This is a genomic window from Rhizobium sp. 2MFCol3.1 (assembly GCF_000377565.1).
In the GTDB taxonomy this organism is placed as follows: Bacteria; Pseudomonadota; Alphaproteobacteria; order Rhizobiales; family Rhizobiaceae; genus Rhizobium.
Genome location: NZ_KB898356.1, coordinates 428,159 through 443,205, shown reverse-complemented (window position 1 = coordinate 443,205; position 15,047 = coordinate 428,159). Strand labels below are relative to the sequence as shown.

At 61.6% G+C, this 15,047-nt stretch carries 17 protein-coding genes; 10 read left to right on the top strand and 7 right to left on the bottom strand.

What is annotated here, in order from left to right; genetic code table 11:
* Positions 1 to 50: 50 nt before the first annotated feature.
* Complete coding sequence (locus D460_RS0110865) at positions 51 to 899, bottom strand: TIGR01459 family HAD-type hydrolase (RefSeq protein WP_018898573.1); 849 nt, start codon at positions 897 to 899, stop codon at positions 51 to 53.
* A gap of 118 nt (positions 900 to 1,017) precedes the next feature.
* Positions 1,018 to 2,445 carry a chromate efflux transporter gene (chrA, locus tag D460_RS0110860; RefSeq protein WP_018898572.1) on the bottom strand — a complete coding sequence of 476 codons (1,428 nt, stop codon included), beginning with the start codon at positions 2,443 to 2,445 and terminating at the stop codon, positions 1,018 to 1,020.
* 421 nt (positions 2,446 to 2,866) lie between these two features.
* Between chrA and groES the strand changes: the two genes are divergently transcribed.
* The 3 genes from groES to D460_RS0110845 all read left to right on the top strand — a co-directional run bounded on the left by groES (position 2,867) and on the right by D460_RS0110845 (position 5,985).
* Positions 2,867 to 3,163 (top strand): co-chaperone GroES, encoded by a 297-nt coding sequence (gene groES / locus D460_RS0110855; RefSeq protein ID WP_018898571.1) that lies wholly within the window; start codon positions 2,867 to 2,869, stop codon positions 3,161 to 3,163.
* Between the two features lie 57 nt (positions 3,164 to 3,220).
* Positions 3,221 to 4,861, top strand: a complete 1,641-nt coding sequence (gene groL, locus D460_RS0110850; protein WP_018898570.1) for a chaperonin GroEL — start codon at positions 3,221 to 3,223, stop codon at positions 4,859 to 4,861.
* A gap of 677 nt (positions 4,862 to 5,538) precedes the next feature.
* Entirely contained in the window at positions 5,539 to 5,985 is a 447-nt protein-coding gene (locus tag D460_RS0110845; RefSeq protein ID WP_026283015.1) for a hypothetical protein, read from the top strand.
* Positions 5,986 to 6,061: 76 nt separating this feature from the next.
* On the opposite strand, the gene D460_RS0110840 is transcribed toward D460_RS0110845, so the two are convergent.
* Positions 6,062 to 6,772 (bottom strand): glutathione binding-like protein, encoded by a 711-nt coding sequence (locus D460_RS0110840; protein ID WP_018898568.1) that lies wholly within the window; start codon positions 6,770 to 6,772, stop codon positions 6,062 to 6,064.
* Positions 6,773 to 6,992: 220 nt separating this feature from the next.
* Here D460_RS0110840 and D460_RS0110835 point away from each other — a divergent pair, with 220 nt between their 5' ends.
* Complete coding sequence (locus tag D460_RS0110835) at positions 6,993 to 7,439, top strand: DoxX family protein (RefSeq protein ID WP_018898567.1); 447 nt, start codon at positions 6,993 to 6,995, stop codon at positions 7,437 to 7,439.
* Between the two features lie 87 nt (positions 7,440 to 7,526).
* On the opposite strand, the gene hisG is transcribed toward D460_RS0110835, so the two are convergent.
* From hisG to hisS, 3 genes are all read right to left on the bottom strand, one after another.
* Complete coding sequence (gene hisG, locus D460_RS0110830) at positions 7,527 to 8,222, bottom strand: ATP phosphoribosyltransferase (RefSeq protein WP_018898566.1); 696 nt, start codon at positions 8,220 to 8,222, stop codon at positions 7,527 to 7,529.
* Complete coding sequence (locus D460_RS0110825) at positions 8,222 to 9,340, bottom strand: ATP phosphoribosyltransferase regulatory subunit (RefSeq protein ID WP_018898565.1); 1,119 nt, start codon at positions 9,338 to 9,340, stop codon at positions 8,222 to 8,224. The genes hisG and D460_RS0110825 overlap by 1 nt, the downstream gene beginning before the upstream one ends.
* 186 nt (positions 9,341 to 9,526) lie before the next feature.
* Positions 9,527 to 11,047, bottom strand: coding sequence for a histidine--tRNA ligase (gene hisS / locus D460_RS0110820; protein ID WP_018898564.1), 1,521 nt, complete (start codon positions 11,045 to 11,047; stop codon positions 9,527 to 9,529).
* 128 nt (positions 11,048 to 11,175) lie between these two features.
* Between hisS and D460_RS0110815 the strand changes: the two genes are divergently transcribed.
* From D460_RS0110815 to D460_RS0110790, 6 genes are all read left to right on the top strand, one after another.
* Entirely contained in the window at positions 11,176 to 11,376 is a 201-nt protein-coding gene (locus D460_RS0110815) for a hypothetical protein (RefSeq protein ID WP_018898563.1), read from the top strand.
* 12 nt (positions 11,377 to 11,388) lie between these two features.
* Positions 11,389 to 12,144 (top strand): hypothetical protein, encoded by a 756-nt coding sequence (locus D460_RS0110810; protein ID WP_018898562.1) that lies wholly within the window; start codon positions 11,389 to 11,391, stop codon positions 12,142 to 12,144.
* A 65-nt stretch (positions 12,145 to 12,209) separates the two neighbouring features.
* Positions 12,210 to 12,473: a BrnT family toxin gene (locus tag D460_RS0110805; protein ID WP_018898561.1), complete on the top strand. Its 264-nt coding sequence runs from the start codon at positions 12,210 to 12,212 to the stop codon at positions 12,471 to 12,473.
* Positions 12,454 to 12,768, top strand: coding sequence for a BrnA antitoxin family protein (locus D460_RS0110800; protein WP_018898560.1), 315 nt, complete (start codon positions 12,454 to 12,456; stop codon positions 12,766 to 12,768). The genes D460_RS0110805 and D460_RS0110800 overlap by 20 nt, the downstream gene beginning before the upstream one ends.
* Before the next feature lie 139 nt (positions 12,769 to 12,907).
* On the top strand, positions 12,908 to 13,192 hold the full coding sequence (locus tag D460_RS0110795; protein WP_348625618.1) for a hypothetical protein: 285 nt from the start codon (positions 12,908 to 12,910) through the stop codon (positions 13,190 to 13,192).
* Between the two features lie 73 nt (positions 13,193 to 13,265).
* Complete coding sequence (locus D460_RS0110790) at positions 13,266 to 13,643, top strand: DUF305 domain-containing protein (protein ID WP_018898558.1); 378 nt, start codon at positions 13,266 to 13,268, stop codon at positions 13,641 to 13,643.
* Positions 13,644 to 13,707: 64 nt separating this feature from the next.
* Here the strand turns inward: D460_RS0110790 and D460_RS0110785 are convergent, their stop codons facing one another.
* Positions 13,708 to 14,757, bottom strand: a complete 1,050-nt coding sequence (locus D460_RS0110785) for an aldo/keto reductase (RefSeq protein ID WP_018898557.1) — start codon at positions 14,755 to 14,757, stop codon at positions 13,708 to 13,710.
* Positions 14,758 to 15,047 lie beyond the last annotated feature (290 nt).

Genomic DNA, 15,047 nt, shown 5'->3' with positions numbered 1-15,047 from the left:
CTTTACTGATGCTTCGGGCTTAGGCAAGGCGGCTTCAGGTGCGTGGCGGCTTAAGCCAGTCGCGGCATCCACCACTTCGGCGTTGCCTTCTCGCGTTCGAGATAGGCGGTGAGGATCGCCTCGTCGGTCTCGCCGTTCAGCGTGTATTCGGCCGCATGAATGCCGCCGCTGATATAGAGAAGATCGAGGCCGTAATCGAGGGCGCCGCGCACATCCGTCGGCATGCCGTCGCCGATCGCCAGGATACGGTCCATCTTGAGGTCGCCGCGCATTTCGCGGGCGACCGAAAGCACGGCATCATAGATCGGCTTGTGCGGCTTGCCGGCGATGCGGGTCTTGCCGCCGAGCTGATCGTAATAGGCGGCCATGGCGCCGGCGCAGGGGATCATCTTGTGGCCGCGCTCGACGATCAGGTCGGGGTTGGCGCAGATCATCGGCACATCGCGGGCCTGGAAGGCCTTGAGCATGTCCGTGTAATCCTCGGGCGTCTCGGTCTCGTCGTCGAAGAAGCCGGTGCAGACGACGCAATCGGCCTCCTCGGCGGAGACACGGGTAACGCCGATGCCTTCGATGATGGCGATGTCGCGATCCGGGCCGAGCAGGAAGACCTTCTTCGGGCCTTCGGCGATCAGGCCACGGGTGACATCGCCCGAGGTGACGATGCGATCATAGGCTTCGTCCTGGATGCCGATGTTGCGGAGCTGATCGACGACGAGCGGCGCGATGCGCGGCGAATTGGTGATGAGGACGACCGTGAGGCCGGCTTCGCGCGCGGCCTGCAAAGCTGCGGCCGCCTTTGGGAAAGGCGAAACGCCGTTGTGCAACACGCCCCACACATCGCAGAACACCGCATCATAGTGGCTGGTGATCTCTGCGAAATTCTCGATGCGCTGCGCCATTTCAAAGTCCCGGTTTTCATTCGATGAGGGCTGACATGACAAAGGCCTGCCGCGATGGCAAGAAATTTTGCAATGCAGAACGATGAAATTCTTGCGATCTGGTCGGCTCCGACGGCCTTCAGAGCAGCAATTCAGCACCCTTGATGGCAAGGCCGGCCACGGCGCAAAGCCCCAGAACCTTGACCATCCCCATCTTCACGTAGAACAGCAGGACTGACGCGATCACGAAGATCGCCAGCGCCGCGATATCGATCGTAGACCACTGCGGCCAGGCGAGGCTGACGATGGGGAGGCCCGTGCCGCGCGACAGAAGCGAGACGCGGCCGACCTCGGCGAAGAGCACATGCAGGCCGAACCAGAGCGACAGATTGAGGATCACGCCGACGACGGCGGCGGTGATGGCCGAAAGTGCCGCCGACAGGCCGGCATTGTCGCGCAGCTTCTCGACGAAGGGAGCGCCGGCGAAGATCCAGACGAAGCTCGGGACGAAAGTTGCCCAGGCAACCAGCGTGGCGCCGAGCGCGCCGCCCATCAGCGGCGCCATGAAGAGCGGGTTGCGGTAGCCGGCGAGGAAGCCGACGAAACAGAGGACGAGTACCAGCGGTCCGGGCGTGGTTTCGGCCAGCGCCAGGCCATCCAGCATCTCGCCCGGCTGCAGCCAGGCATAATGGCCGACGGCGACCTGCGCGACATAGGTGAGCACCGCATAGGCGCCGCCGAAGGTGATGACCGCCATCTTGGAGAAGAAGATGAAAAGCGCGCCGAAGACATTGGTCTCGCCGCTGAGCGCCTCGGCGATGAGATCGGATGGCGCATGCAGATTGCGGACGAGCAGCAACGGTGCCTGCCAGATCAGGATCCAGAAGACGAGGATGAGCAGCGGCCGGGCGACGGCGTGGGTCGTAAACGTGGGTAGGCGGCGGGGCGATTGCGTGTTGAGTTGGCCTTGGGCTTGTTGCGTCGGCGCGTGGCGGGGGGAATAGCGGTGCAGCGCGAAACCGGTGAGGCCGGCGAGGATGACGACGATCGGGAACGGCGCGTTCAGCATGAACAGCGCCAGGAAAGAGGCGCCGGCGATGTAATAGTGCGCACGGGTTTTCAACGCGCGGCGGGCAAGGCGCAGCAGCGCCTCGACGACGACTGCAAGGACGGCCGCCTTGAGGCCGAAGAACAGGGCGGGAAGCCAGGTGGTTTCCTGGAACACGGCGTAGAGGGCGGACAGGCCGAGCATCACGACGAAGCCGGGTAAGATGAAGAGCAGGCCGGCGAGGATGCCGCCGCGCACGCCGTGCATCAGCCAGCCAATATAGGTGGCCAGCTGCTGCGCCTCGGGGCCCGGCAGCAGCATGCAATAGTTCAGCGCGTGCAGGAAGCGATCCTCGGAGATCCAGCGCTTTTCGTCGACGATGGTCCGGTGCATCAGGGCGATCTGCCCGGCGGGGCCGCCGAAGCTCAGACAGCCGATCCTGGCCCAGACGCGGAGGGCCTCGCCGAACGGCACCGATGCCACGCTGTCATCCGCCATCACCGCCCCGTCCACGCTCATATATATCCACCCCTTTGCCGACCTCTGCCGGCTGTCTCCTGTCGCTCGATATCATCCGCATGGGGGCTGGACAATCCCGGCCCGGCGGCGTGGCCGAGACGGCGCTTCCTGTTGGCATTTCGCAAATTCCGGACACGGGTTTATGACAAAGCTCGGCGCCGGGAGATGCGGACGGCCCCTGCCCTTTCCGGCATTAACCATCGAAGCGTTTTCCCCGCCTCGACTGGCGCGCGGCAGGTTCACAACTTTGCCATCAAACGGCTATAGACACGGGGCGTCGGAAAATTACGACAGCTTCCCTTGACTCCCCAGATGGCCGCTCCTAAATGCAGGTCGCTAGCACTCACCAGAGGAGAGTGCTAACACCCATCCGTGTGGGCCATACCGGCCTGCGAGTGTCATTTGATCGAGGGATTAGACAATGGCAAGCACCAACTTCCGCCCCCTTCACGATCGCGTCGTTGTTCGCCGCGTTGAGTCCGAAGAAAAGACCAAGGGCGGCATCATCATTCCTGACACCGCCAAGGAAAAGCCGCAGGAAGGCGAAATCGTCGCCGTCGGCACCGGCGCTCGTGACGAGTCCGGCAAAGTCGTCGCTCTCGACGTCAAGGCTGGCGACCGCGTTCTGTTCGGCAAGTGGTCCGGCACCGAAGTCAAGATCAACGGCGAAGACCTTCTGATCATGAAGGAAGCCGACATCATGGGCATCATCGGCTAATCAGCCGGTTTCCCATCCATCTCAGTTCGCTGACACCCCTTTTCAGGAGTTCTCAAAATGGCAGCTAAAGAAGTAAAGTTCGGCCGCTCTGCGCGCGAAAAGATGCTGCGCGGCGTCGACATCCTCGCTGACGCAGTGCAGGTAACCCTCGGCCCGAAGGGTCGTAACGTCGTTATCGACAAGTCCTTCGGCGCTCCGCGCATCACCAAGGACGGTGTATCGGTCGCCAAGGAAATCGAACTCGAAGACAAGTTCGAAAACATGGGCGCCCAGATGGTCCGCGAAGTTGCTTCGAAGACCAACGACATCGCCGGCGACGGCACCACGACGGCAACCGTTCTGGCCCGCGCTATCGTTCGCGAAGGCGCCAAGGCAGTTGCAGCCGGCATGAACCCGATGGACCTGAAGCGCGGTATCGACCTCGCTGTTGCAGAAGTCGTCAAGGACCTGCAGGCCAAGGCAAAGAAGATCTCCACCTCGGCTGAAGTTGCCCAGGTCGGCACGATCTCCGCAAACGGCGACAAGCAGGTCGGCGACGACATTGCTGAAGCCATGCAGAAGGTCGGCAACGAAGGTGTCATCACCGTCGAAGAAGCCAAGACCGCTGAAACCGAACTCGAAGTCGTCGAAGGCATGCAGTTCGACCGCGGCTACCTGTCGCCTTACTTCGTCACCAACCCGGAAAAGATGGTCGCCGACCTCGACGACGCTTACATTCTCCTCCACGAGAAGAAGCTCTCGAACCTGCAGGCGATGCTCCCGGTTCTCGAAGCCGTCGTTCAGACCGGCAAGCCGCTCCTCATCATCGCTGAAGACGTCGAAGGCGAAGCTCTTGCTACGCTCGTCGTCAACAAGCTGCGTGGCGGCCTGAAGATCGCTGCCGTCAAGGCTCCTGGCTTCGGCGATCGCCGCAAGGCCATGCTGGAAGACATCGCCATCCTCACGGGCGGCACCGTCATCTCCGAAGACCTCGGCATCAAGCTGGAATCCGTAACGCTCGACATGCTCGGCCGTTCGAAGAAGGTTTCGATCTCCAAGGAAAACACGACGATCGTCGACGGCGCTGGCGCCAAGTCCGACATCGAAGGCCGCGTTGCTCAGATCAAGGCTCAGATCGAAGAAACCTCTTCCGATTATGACCGCGAAAAGCTGCAGGAACGTCTTGCCAAGCTCGCTGGCGGCGTTGCCGTCATCCGCGTTGGCGGCTCCACGGAAATCGAAGTCAAGGAACGCAAGGACCGCATCGACGACGCTCTGAACGCGACGCGCGCTGCTGTTCAGGAAGGTATCGTACCTGGTGGTGGCGTTGCTCTCCTCCGTTCGGCTTCCAAGATCACCGCAAAGGGTGCAAACGACGACCAGGAAGCTGGCGTCAACATCATCCGTCGCGCTCTGCAGTCCCTGGTTCGCCAGATCTCCGAGAACGCCGGTGACGAAGCATCGATCGTTGTTGGCAAGATCCTCGAGAAGAACGAAGACAACTACGGCTACAACGCCCAGACGTCTGAATATGGCGACATGATTGCCATGGGCATCGTCGACCCGGTCAAGGTTGTTCGTACGGCTCTGCAGAACGCAGCTTCGGTTGCTTCGCTGCTGATCACCACGGAAGCCATGATCGCCGAGCTGCCGAAGAAGGACGCTCCTGCCGGCATGCCTGGCGGCATGGGCGGAATGGGCGGCATGGACATGATGTAAGACCTTCGGGTCTTATGTCTGAGCCATCAGGTTCAGTTACGGAAGGGCGGCCCTCGGGTCGCCCTTTTCGTTTTGTGATTCGCACTCACATTCGCGCGCGGAATTTTTCAACCGTGTGATGAAACGTATAATCATACAAATGGAGAGCCGCTGCGCTTAGCGAGGCTTTCCTGAGGCTTGCTCGACGGGCGATTTTTACCGAGGGGTCAAATTCCCGTAACAATCGAATTTTCGAGCCAATGGTTGTCGCTAAAGGCAGCAAATGCCCGCAACTCCATCAATTTCCTATTATTTAGCAGTGTTTTTATCAACCTTTCCGCTATTTCTGATCGTTGATGATTGAGTGTGAGGGTACGCCAGCGTGTGAAAAACCATTGCCGTTTCTGCAAAAAAACTTATAGATTCGCGTTGTGTTCGGCGCTTCGTTCAGGCGCACTTGCCGCTGCATCGCCAACACCGCTCAGAATTGCATTGACGCATGGACCGAGTTTCTTATCCTGAATTAAATTAGAAGTTGCATATTTTGGAAAGGCTGGGCAGAGTGGGCTCAACTTACGGAGCGACCGCTCGAAACGCTATTTTCCGGCCACCGAGCATGAAGCCCGGCGTCGACTGAATCTGTAATGTTTGCCGGGTGTGCAGCAAGGGAGAACGCTGCGCCCAAACTGGGGAACAATGTGTTTAAAATAACAAAAACCAACGCATCCGCACCGCTGATGCGCGGATCGCTGGAACTCAACGACAACAATCCCGACATGCTCGCTCAGCTCTCGATATCGGAAAGCTGGGTCGGCGACTTTTCCAGCGGCGTGATCCGCCTTCAGGAACGAAGCGCTCGGCTGCATGGCCTGAGCGTACCCGAATGCGGCTTGCTCAGCCTGATGCGCTGTTATGACCCGAAAGATCGCGGCCGCATCGTCCAGATTTTCGAACAGGCCGCGGCGCTATCCTCGTCCTTCTGTTTTTCGACCACGATCATCATGCCCAACGGCTACCGCCAGCCGCTGTTCTGCATGGGTGAATCGAACGGCTACGAAGAGGAAGGCAATGGCAGCATGATCGGCATGTTCATCTTCCCGCGCATCGAGGCCGACACGAACAAGGCCGCCATTCGCCGCCAGTAAGACTACTGCTGTCACGGAAAAGCCGGCCCAGTGGGCCGGCTTTTGACGTTATGGGCACTGCGTTTACGGCGAGGGCTCAGACCGGGCGGGCGGGGATGTTCAGCCCCTTTTCGCTGGCCGGACGCGCGATGCAGCGCTTGAGCCAGTCCATGACCGCCGGGAACTTGTCGTATTCCAGGAGCTCGCGGCCACCATAGAAGACATCGGCGCCGCGCACCCATGGGAATGTGGTGATGTCTGCGATCGTGTAGGTGTCGCCCATGATCCACTGGCGGCCCTGCAGCCGCTCTTCCAGAACGCCGAGCAGGCGCTTCGACTCGTCACGATAACGCTCCACCGGATAGGAATTGTTGGCGACCTTGTCGGCGGCGAACTTGTGGAAGTGGCCGAACTGGCCGAACATCGGCCCGATGCCGCCCATCTGGAAGAAGACCCACTGGAGTGTTTCGTAGCGGCCGGCAGCATCCGCCGGGATGAGCTTGCCGGTCTTTTCGGCGAGATAGACGAGGATCGCTCCGGATTCGAACAGGCCGATCGGCTTTCCATCAGGGCCGTTGGGGTCGATGATCGCCGGAATGCGGCCGTTCGGATTGAGCGACATGAACTCCGGCGATTTCTGATCGTTGGTGCCGAACGAGATCAGATGCGGCTCATAGGGCAGAGCAAGCTCCTCAAGCGCGATCGACACCTTCACGCCGTTCGGCGTCGGCAGCGAATAGAGCTGGATGATATCGGGATTGCTTGCCGGCCAGCGTTTGGTGATCGGGAATGCGGAAAGGTCTGCCATCTGAAGTCTCCATTTGCGGGTCGCTGACCGACCATAGAAGAGCGCGCGGCGCCATGGCAAGCCGACATGATACATGATTGTCGTTCACTATTGCTGAACGAACTGTCCGCTCCCGTCTATCTTTCCATGACGACCAAAAAAGAGGAGAAACGGTGCATACGAGATCGACAACCGTGCCGGGGGCACACCGGTCTCAACACATTCAACCGGAGACAGTTCCATGTCGAATACCCAAAACATTGTCATTCTCGTCGCCCGCATCCTCCTCTCCTTCATCTTCATCTACTCGGGCTTCGGCAAGCTGACCGACCCGGCAAGCACTGCCGGCATGATCACCGGAGCCGGCCTGCCTGCCGCTACCGCTCTTGCCTACCTCGCCGGCCTGTTCGAACTCGTCACCGGTCTTGCCGTTCTCGTCGGCTTCCAGACGAAGATCATCGGCTGGGCACTGGCCGCATTCTGCGTCTTCACCGGTCTCGTCTTCCACTCCGGCACCGTTGCCGTTCCCGGCTGGCCGGATGCCGCTCTCGGCTGGATCAACGCTCTCAACGGCATCATGCTGATGAAGAACTTCACGCTGGCTGGCGCCTACATCCTGCTCGCCACCTTCGGCCCGGGCCTCTACTCGATCGACGCCCGCCGTGGCGCCCTGCCGGTCGCCGCTTAATCGGCACCGCATCCTCCCAAGCATAAAAAAGCCCGCCGTCAGGTCACCTGGCGGCGGGCTTTTTCGTGATTGGTACGACGATAGATATCAGAGCGCGCCGCGGACGGCTTCGATCAGGCGGGCAACGGAAGGCTCGTCGGCGTGGCTGTCCTTACGGGCGCGCACGAGGCAGGCCTCGGAGCGCAGGATGACGCCATCCGACAGGATCTTCAGGTGGTTGGCGCGCAGCGTCGAGCCCGTCGAGGTGATATCGACGATGATATCGGCCGAGCCGGATGCCGGTGCGCCCTCGGTGGCGCCCAGGCTTTCGACGATGCGATAGAGCTGGATGCCGTGCTGGCGCGAGAAGAACTGCTGCGTCAGCCGCCAATATTTGGTGGCGATCGTCAGGCGGCGGCCGTGGCGGGCGCGGAAATCGGTGGCGACATCGCCGAGATCGGCCATGCTGTCGACATCTAGCCAGATCTCCGGCACCGCGACGATGACATCCGCGCGGCCGAAGCCGAGGCGGGCGCAGAACTCGACGCGCTTGTCGGCTTCCGCCAAGCCTTCGCGGATCAGGTCTTCGCCGGTGACGCCGAAATCGACGGTGCCGTTGCCGAGCTCCTTGGAAATCTCGGAGGCCGAGAGGAAGGCGACCTCGACATCGTCCCAGCCTTCGACGCGACCACGATAGGAACGGTCGTTGCCGACGGCGGTGATCTTCATGCCGGCCTTCTCGAAGATGGCCGAGGCGTCGTCCTTCATCCGGCCCTTGGAGGGCAGCGCGATGGTGATGGTCATCAGGCGGCCCTTTCCGTTTCGATGCGATCCAGCCACAGCGAGAAGCCGACAGCCGGGATGCGCTCCTTGGCGCCGAGCAGCGTCATCAGCTTGTCGAAGCGGCCGCCACCGGCAAGCACGGCATCCGAACCCTCGACGCCGATCTCGAAGACGAGGCCGGTGTAATAATCCAGCGGGCGGCCGAAGGCGGCGCGATAATCTATGAGCGAGAGATCGACGCCGGCATTGGCGAGTGCAGCGACGCGGCCATCGAAACGCGACAGGGCATTGCCGAGCTTGAGGCCGGCGGCATCGGCGAAGCCGGAGAGCGCCGCAGATGCATTGATCAGCGGCACGTTGAGCGACAGGAACTCCTGGAGCACTAGGAAGGCTGCGTCATCGAGCCGGGTTTCCGACAGGATCAGCTTTTCCTTCAGCCTGCGGGCGATATCCTGCGGCGAGCGGCTGGCATTGGTGGAATAGCCTGTCGCCTGCATGGTGGCGTCGATATGGGCGACCAGCGCCTCTTCATCGTCGGCGCCGAGAAGGCGGGCGATATCGTCACTCAAGCCGGTGACGAATTGCGGGCTGACAAGGCTGGCGAGCAGCGCTTCGAGATGGGTGGTGTCGCCAAAGGCATGGATCAGCCGCTTCTGCCAGCCGAGCGGCAGGCCGAGCGCCTGGACGACGGCCTCGAAGACGGCCTGATCGCCAAGCGTGACGGCCAGTTTCTTGCCGGGCAGCAGGCGCGACAGCACGCCGGCCGCATCGCCGATGGCACGTGCGTCTGCGCTCGGGATGTTGATATCGCCGAGATCCTCGATGCCCGCCTGATAGAACTCATTGCCGCCTTCGCGGCGCTGGCGGAAGACCTCGCCCAGATAGGCGTAACGCTTCGGCGTACCCATGGCGCTTTCGATATGGCGCAGGCAGACGGGAATGGTGAATTCCGGGCGGAGACACAGGCTGGCGCCGGTTTCGCTCTCGGTCATGAAAATGCGACGGCGAAGGTCTTCACCGGCGATATCGAGAAAGGGTTCGGCCGGCTGGATGACCGGGGTGTCGACGCGCTCGGTGCGGCGGGCGGCGAATTCGGCGAGCAGGTCTTCGGAGAAGGCTGGGAGATTGATCAGGGGCATGGGGTTGGTGTCTCCGGGGAATACCCCCCTCTGCCCTGCCGGGCATCTCCCCCACAAGGGGGGAGATCGACCCGTGGCAGCCTTTCGGCCAAACAATGAGAGTGGAGCGAGCGGGTGCGCCCAGCCAATCTCCCCCCTTGTGGGGGAGATGTCCGGCAGGACAGAGGGGGGTGCTGGCGCCGCCCCTCAAACATCAGAGGCTCGCTTGCGATCTTCCGCCTGCGCCGCCAGGATCTCCTTCACCTTGGCGACCAGATCGGCCTCCTTGACCGTTTCCTGGGCGACGCGGGCCTCGCGCCACGAGGCATTGTCCTCGATCTCGCCGGAGAGGCGCTTGCCCTCGATCAGGTCCTTGATCTGCACGACGCCCTCGGCACGCTCATCGCCGCCCTGGATGATGGCGACCGGGCAGCCGCGGCGGTCGGCGTATTTCAGCTGGTTGCCGAATTTCTTCCAGTTGCCCTGGTACATTTCGGCGCGGATGCCGGCTGCGCGAAGTTCCTGGGTGATGCGCTGATAGCGGCCCATGGCCTCGACATCGCCATCCATGACGGTGACGAGGACGGGTTCGACGACTTCGCTCTGGCCGAGCTTGCCGAGGTTCTTCAGCGCCGTCATCAGGCGCGAGACGCCGATGGAGAAGCCCGTGGCCGGAACCGGCTGGCCCATGAAGCGGGAAACCAGACCATCATACCGACCGCCGCCGCCGACGGAGCCGAAGACGACCTTTTCGCCCTTCTCGTTGGTAACATCGAAGGTGAGTTCGGCTTCATAGACCGGGCCGGTGTAGTATTCGAGGCCACGGACGACGGAGGGGTCGATCTTGATGCGGTCGGACTGGTAGCCGGCGCCGGTGACGAGACCGCCGATGAGGTTGAGTTCCTCGACACCTTCAGCACCCTTGGAGGTGCCGGCGACGAGTTCGGCAAGCTGGGCGGCGCTTTCGGCGTAATCCTTGATGCCGACGAAAAAGAGAACCTTGTCGATCTGGCCCTGATCGAGGCCTGCGCCCTTGGTGAAATCGCCGGACTCGTCCTTGCGGCCGGCGCCGAGCAGGAGAGCCACGCCCTCGGGGCCGAACTTGTCGAGCTTGTCGATGGCGCGGAGCACGTTGAGGCGCTGGGCGGCCTTGTCGTCGCCGCCGAGGCCGATCGCTTCGAGAACGCCGTCCAGAACCTTGCGGTTGTTGACGCGGATGACATAGTCGCCGCGCTTGATGCCGAGGGCTTCCAGCGTGTCCGACATCATCATGCACATCTCGGCATCGGCCTGCACGCCGGGCGCGCCGACGGTATCGGCGTCGAACTGCATGAACTGGCGGAAGCGGCCGGGGCCGGGCTTCTCGTTGCGGAACACATAGCCGGCGCGATAGGTGCGGTAGGGCAGCTGGATCTCGTTGAAGTTTTCCGCGACATGGCGGGCGAGCGGCGCCGTCAGGTCGTAGCGCAGCGACATCCACTGCTCGTCGTCATCCTGCAGCGAAAAGACGCCTTCGTTCGGCCGGTCGGCATCCGGCAGGAACTTGCCGAGCGCATCGGTGTATTCGAAGAGCGGCGTTTCGACAGGATCGAAACCATAATGCTCATAGACTTCCCGGATCTTCGCGGTCATCTCGTTGACGGCGCGAATATCGGCCGCCGAACGATCGACGAAGCCGCGGGGAAGTCTGGCCTTGAGCTTTTGTGGTTTCTTCTGCTTGTCGTTCATTTCCAACGTCTTCCGCTCAGTGTGACAGTGGCGGTTTCCTAGCCGAAAGGGCCGGATGCGGCAAGGGTGGTGGCTGGCGAACACAAAGCCGGACTGCTATTATCCTGGTATCAGCAAAGGATTTAACCATGGGCAAGCGCATCACCGTCGAATTGTCGGAAGAATCATACCGTGTGTTGAGCGAACATGCGGCCGAAGCCGAGATGTCGGTGGAGAAGTATGCCTATGAGGTGATCGAGCAGTATCTTGAGGATATCGCCGACATGGAGGTAGCAGAAGCCGAATACGAACTTCTGGCAAAGGATGATCCGAACTGGGGGTTGAAATAGCTTCGACTGATCATGATCGCAGAAGCCCTCGTCTACGCAGCCACCCTCCCCTTCACCAGCAAGCCGCACCGCAAATATATCCGATACTCCGTCAATCTCTGGTCCCGCGCCAATCGCTGCAGCCGGCAGTGGGCGGAGCATGAGGAGAATACGAGGCGGGCGATCCTTGCGGCAATAGCGGGCTGCAAGCAGCGGCGGACGGCCGTGGTTCTTGGATCGGGCTTGCTGCGCGATGTGCCGATCCGAGAGTTGGCGGCCAGCTTCGATACCGTTGTTCTGATCGATCTCGTGCATGTCGCGACGGTGAGGATGAAGATGCGCCGCAAGGCTTATCGCAATGTCCGGCTGATCGAGCGCGATCTCTCGGGCTATGACACGCTTGCGGCCGGCGAGACGCCGGAGCCGCTGGGGTTCCTGCGCAATGTGCCCTATCTCGATCTCGTGGTTTCGGCCAATCTGCTCTCGCAGATCGGGCGCGGCGTGCAGCGGCGGTTCGAGGCCGAGCGGGAGCGGATGCCTGAGGATACGGTCGAGCAGCTGATTGCGGCGCATCTTTCCGGCCTGTCGCGCATGCCGTTCAAGAGCTGCCTCGTCACTGACGTCTCCTATGCCGTGATCGATCGCAACGGAAAGCCCCATGAAGAGAGCGACCTGATGCATGGGGTTATTGTGCCAGAGGCGCGGGCGGCGTGGGCTTGGCCGGTGGTGCCGATAGGCGAGGAAAGCCCGGACTACCAAGTGATCCATCGGGTGATTGCAGCCTGGTGAATTGCAAGATATCGTGATGCAATCAAAGATTTATTGTATCACTTTTATTTTGCGATATCGTATCGATGAAGATCGTTTGGGATGAGCCGAAACGGCTTGCCAACCTTGACAAGCATGGGCTCGACTTCGCCGATCTCGACGAGGTGTTCTTTCTCGGTGCGCTATTGCGGCCGGCCAAGCGCGGGCGCCTGATGGCGATCGGGCGCTTTGCCGATGGCTCGATCGCCGTGGTGTTCGCGGTGCTGGGCTCGGAGGGCATTTCCGTTATCTCGATGCGCCCGGCGCGCAAGAGCGAGAGGAGGTTGCTGGATGACAGCGAAGAAGACTGAGCTGCAGATCGAATTTAAGGAAGGGCGCGGCTACTCCAAGGACGACTGGGACGAGGTCGGCGACAACCCCGAATGGACCGAAGAGGACTTCAAGAAGGCGCGTCCCTTTGCCGAGGTTTTCCCCGAGCTTGCCGAGAGCATCCGGCGTTCGCGAGGGCGGCCCGCGGTGGAAAGCCCGAAGCGGCAGATATCGCTGAGGCTCGATCCTGATGTGATCGACGCGTTCAAGGCGACCGGCAAGGGGTGGCAGGGGCGGATCAACGATGCGTTACGCAAGGCGGCCAAGCTCGATTAGCGCGACGCGACGTCTTGGCAGCGGTAGCGCGCTTGCCTATGTTTGACCAATGCGGCTTTTCTCTATCGCGACGATGATGCTGGCGTGGTTGACCTACGGAACGATGTTCGCGTGGGCTGGATGTCCAATGTGCGCGTCGATGAGCCAGCCTGCCGCTGTCGACATGGCTGCCGGCAAGCCGCATCATCATATGCAGGGCATGGATATGGGCGAGACCGCCAAGGTCTCCGCGCAGGAGAAGAGCCCGTGTGCTGCCGGCGGCATGGCGCATATGCCGCTCTGTTCCGCCTGTCTGGTCGTGCCCGTCGATGTGATCGTTGATGCCGATGGCAAGCAGGCGTTTTCCTATCCCTCGCCGGCGATCGCGCTTGCCTTTCCCGGCGCGCGGCCGGCGCCGCAGGCGCCCCCTCCCCGACTGATCTGACATCAAGCCCCTGAGAAACGCGGCACGATACGCCGCATCGGACTTTCATTGCCAGACTGAGGAAGGATATCCCATGTCTCTGAAGCTACTCACTCTCACGACCGGTCTTATCGCCGGCCTCTCGTTCATCGCTCTTCCCGCACGCGCGGAGGACAAGCCGATGGATATGGACATGAGCATGCCGATGGGCGACCACAGCCCGTCCAGCCACGCCTTTTCCGAGGCCAACAACAAGATGCACAAGGACATGATGATCGAATACAGCGGCGACGCCGATATCGACTTCGTGCGCGGAATGATCGCCCACCACCAAGGGGCGATCGACATGGCCAAGGTGGAGCTGCAATACGGGAAGGATCCCGAGATGCGCAAGCTGGCGGAGGGCGTAATCAAGGCGCAGGAGGCCGAGATCACCGAAATGCAGGCGTGGTTGAAGGCGCACGCCAAGTAAGGTCGCCTCCGCAGTTATATGCTGGACGCCGGGTTTGCCTCGGCGTCCAGCGTTTCGATTGTGATCAGGCCTTCGGTTCGAACGGCGCGGGGCGGCGGCCGGCGCCTTGGCGGGAGAGCATCCAGCCGGGATATTCGGGGGCCAGTTCGCTTACCTCGTCCAGCTTCTTCAGGTCATCGGCATCGAGCTTCAGTCCGACGGCGGCGAGGTTCTGGTCGAGCTGTTCGATGCGCTTGGCGCCGATGATGACAGTCGTCACGAAAGGCTTCGCAAGCACATAGGCGAGCGCCACGGTGGCGACGCTTACGCCGTGCTTTTCGGCGATCTCGCGCATGACGGCGACGCAGGCCCAGGCGCGGTCCTTGTCGACAGGCGGGAAGTCGAAGGCGGCGCGGCGGCCTTCGCCGTTGCCGGGCGCGCCGGGGCCGTATTTGCCCGACAGCAAGCCGCCGGCGAGCGGCGACCAGACCATCAGCCCGACCTTCTCCTCGTTCATCATCGGCACGATGTCGCGCTCGAGATCGCGGCCGGCGATGGAGTAATAGGCCTGCACGGTCTCGAAGCGAGCGAAGCCGCGACGCTCCGAAATCCCAAGCGCCTTGGCGATGCGCCAGGCCTGCCAGTTGGAGACGCCGACATAGCGCACCAAGCCGCGCGAGACGAGATCGTCCATCGCGCGCAGCGTCTCGTCGATCGGGGTGACGCTGTCGGTGCCGTGGATCTGGTAGAGATCGATATGATCGGTCTGCAGGCGCTCGAGGCTCTTTTCGACCGAATCCATGATGTGGCCGCGCGAGGCGCCGCGATCGTTCGGCTTGTCGCCCATCGCGCCATAGACCTTGGTGGCGATGACGACATCCTTGCGGGCGACGCCGAGGTTCTTCAGCGACTGGCCGAGCAGCTTCTCGGAGTCGCCGAAGGAATAGACGTCGGCGGTGTCGATGAAATTGACGCCCGCAGAAAGCGACCGCTCGACGATCGCATCGGCCGCCTTCTGATCGACGTCGGCAATGGCGCCCCACGGGCTTTTGTCGTCGGCGGCGCCGAAGGTCATGGTGCCCAGGCAGATTTCGGAGACGAACAGGCCGGTATTTCCAAGCTGGTTGTAACGCATGGTCAAACGTTTCCTTGTGAGGACCGCCGTGAAACCGGCGGAGGGAATGATCCCGGTTCTATGATTTTTGGCGGCGCGGCGCTGGCATGGCCGCGCCTGCTTCAGGCATGAACCCATCAGACATAAGTTGCGCGCGCTCGGTTTCAACGGTTCGCGCGGTACGCAGGGGTTGCAGCCATATCGGACGCCCGCAACTCATTGGCGCGCAACCGTGATTGCACCCTGCAATTCACGCTCTTAGTGATTGTATTTACTGCACTTTCCACGCGGATTCATAAAATTCTAATTGA

What these genes read in the sequence shown, in the direction of transcription:
- D460_RS0110865 (WP_018898573.1), bottom strand. Translation starts at nt 899, where the DNA reads ATGGCGCAGCGCATCGAGAATTTCGCAGAGATCACCAGCCACTATGAT.
- chrA (WP_018898572.1), bottom strand. Translation starts at nt 2,445, where the DNA reads ATGAGCGTGGACGGGGCGGTGATGGCGGATGACAGCGTGGCATCGGTG.
- groES (WP_018898571.1), top strand. Translation starts at nt 2,867, where the DNA reads ATGGCAAGCACCAACTTCCGCCCCCTTCACGATCGCGTCGTTGTTCGC.
- groL (WP_018898570.1), top strand. Translation starts at nt 3,221, where the DNA reads ATGGCAGCTAAAGAAGTAAAGTTCGGCCGCTCTGCGCGCGAAAAGATG.
- D460_RS0110840 (WP_018898568.1), bottom strand. Translation starts at nt 6,772, where the DNA reads ATGGCAGACCTTTCCGCATTCCCGATCACCAAACGCTGGCCGGCAAGC.
- D460_RS0110835 (WP_018898567.1), top strand. Translation starts at nt 6,993, where the DNA reads ATGTCGAATACCCAAAACATTGTCATTCTCGTCGCCCGCATCCTCCTC.
- hisG (WP_018898566.1), bottom strand. Translation starts at nt 8,222, where the DNA reads ATGACCATCACCATCGCGCTGCCCTCCAAGGGCCGGATGAAGGACGAC.
- D460_RS0110825 (WP_018898565.1), bottom strand. Translation starts at nt 9,340, where the DNA reads ATGCCCCTGATCAATCTCCCAGCCTTCTCCGAAGACCTGCTCGCCGAA.
- hisS (WP_018898564.1), bottom strand. Translation starts at nt 11,047, where the DNA reads ATGAACGACAAGCAGAAGAAACCACAAAAGCTCAAGGCCAGACTTCCC.
- D460_RS0110815 (WP_018898563.1), top strand. Translation starts at nt 11,176, where the DNA reads ATGGGCAAGCGCATCACCGTCGAATTGTCGGAAGAATCATACCGTGTG.
- D460_RS0110810 (WP_018898562.1), top strand. Translation starts at nt 11,389, where the DNA reads ATGATCGCAGAAGCCCTCGTCTACGCAGCCACCCTCCCCTTCACCAGC.
- D460_RS0110805 (WP_018898561.1), top strand. Translation starts at nt 12,210, where the DNA reads ATGAAGATCGTTTGGGATGAGCCGAAACGGCTTGCCAACCTTGACAAG.
- D460_RS0110800 (WP_018898560.1), top strand. Translation starts at nt 12,454, where the DNA reads ATGACAGCGAAGAAGACTGAGCTGCAGATCGAATTTAAGGAAGGGCGC.
- D460_RS0110795 (WP_348625618.1), top strand. Translation starts at nt 12,908, where the DNA reads ATGAGCCAGCCTGCCGCTGTCGACATGGCTGCCGGCAAGCCGCATCAT.
- D460_RS0110790 (WP_018898558.1), top strand. Translation starts at nt 13,266, where the DNA reads ATGTCTCTGAAGCTACTCACTCTCACGACCGGTCTTATCGCCGGCCTC.
- D460_RS0110785 (WP_018898557.1), bottom strand. Translation starts at nt 14,757, where the DNA reads ATGCGTTACAACCAGCTTGGAAATACCGGCCTGTTCGTCTCCGAAATC.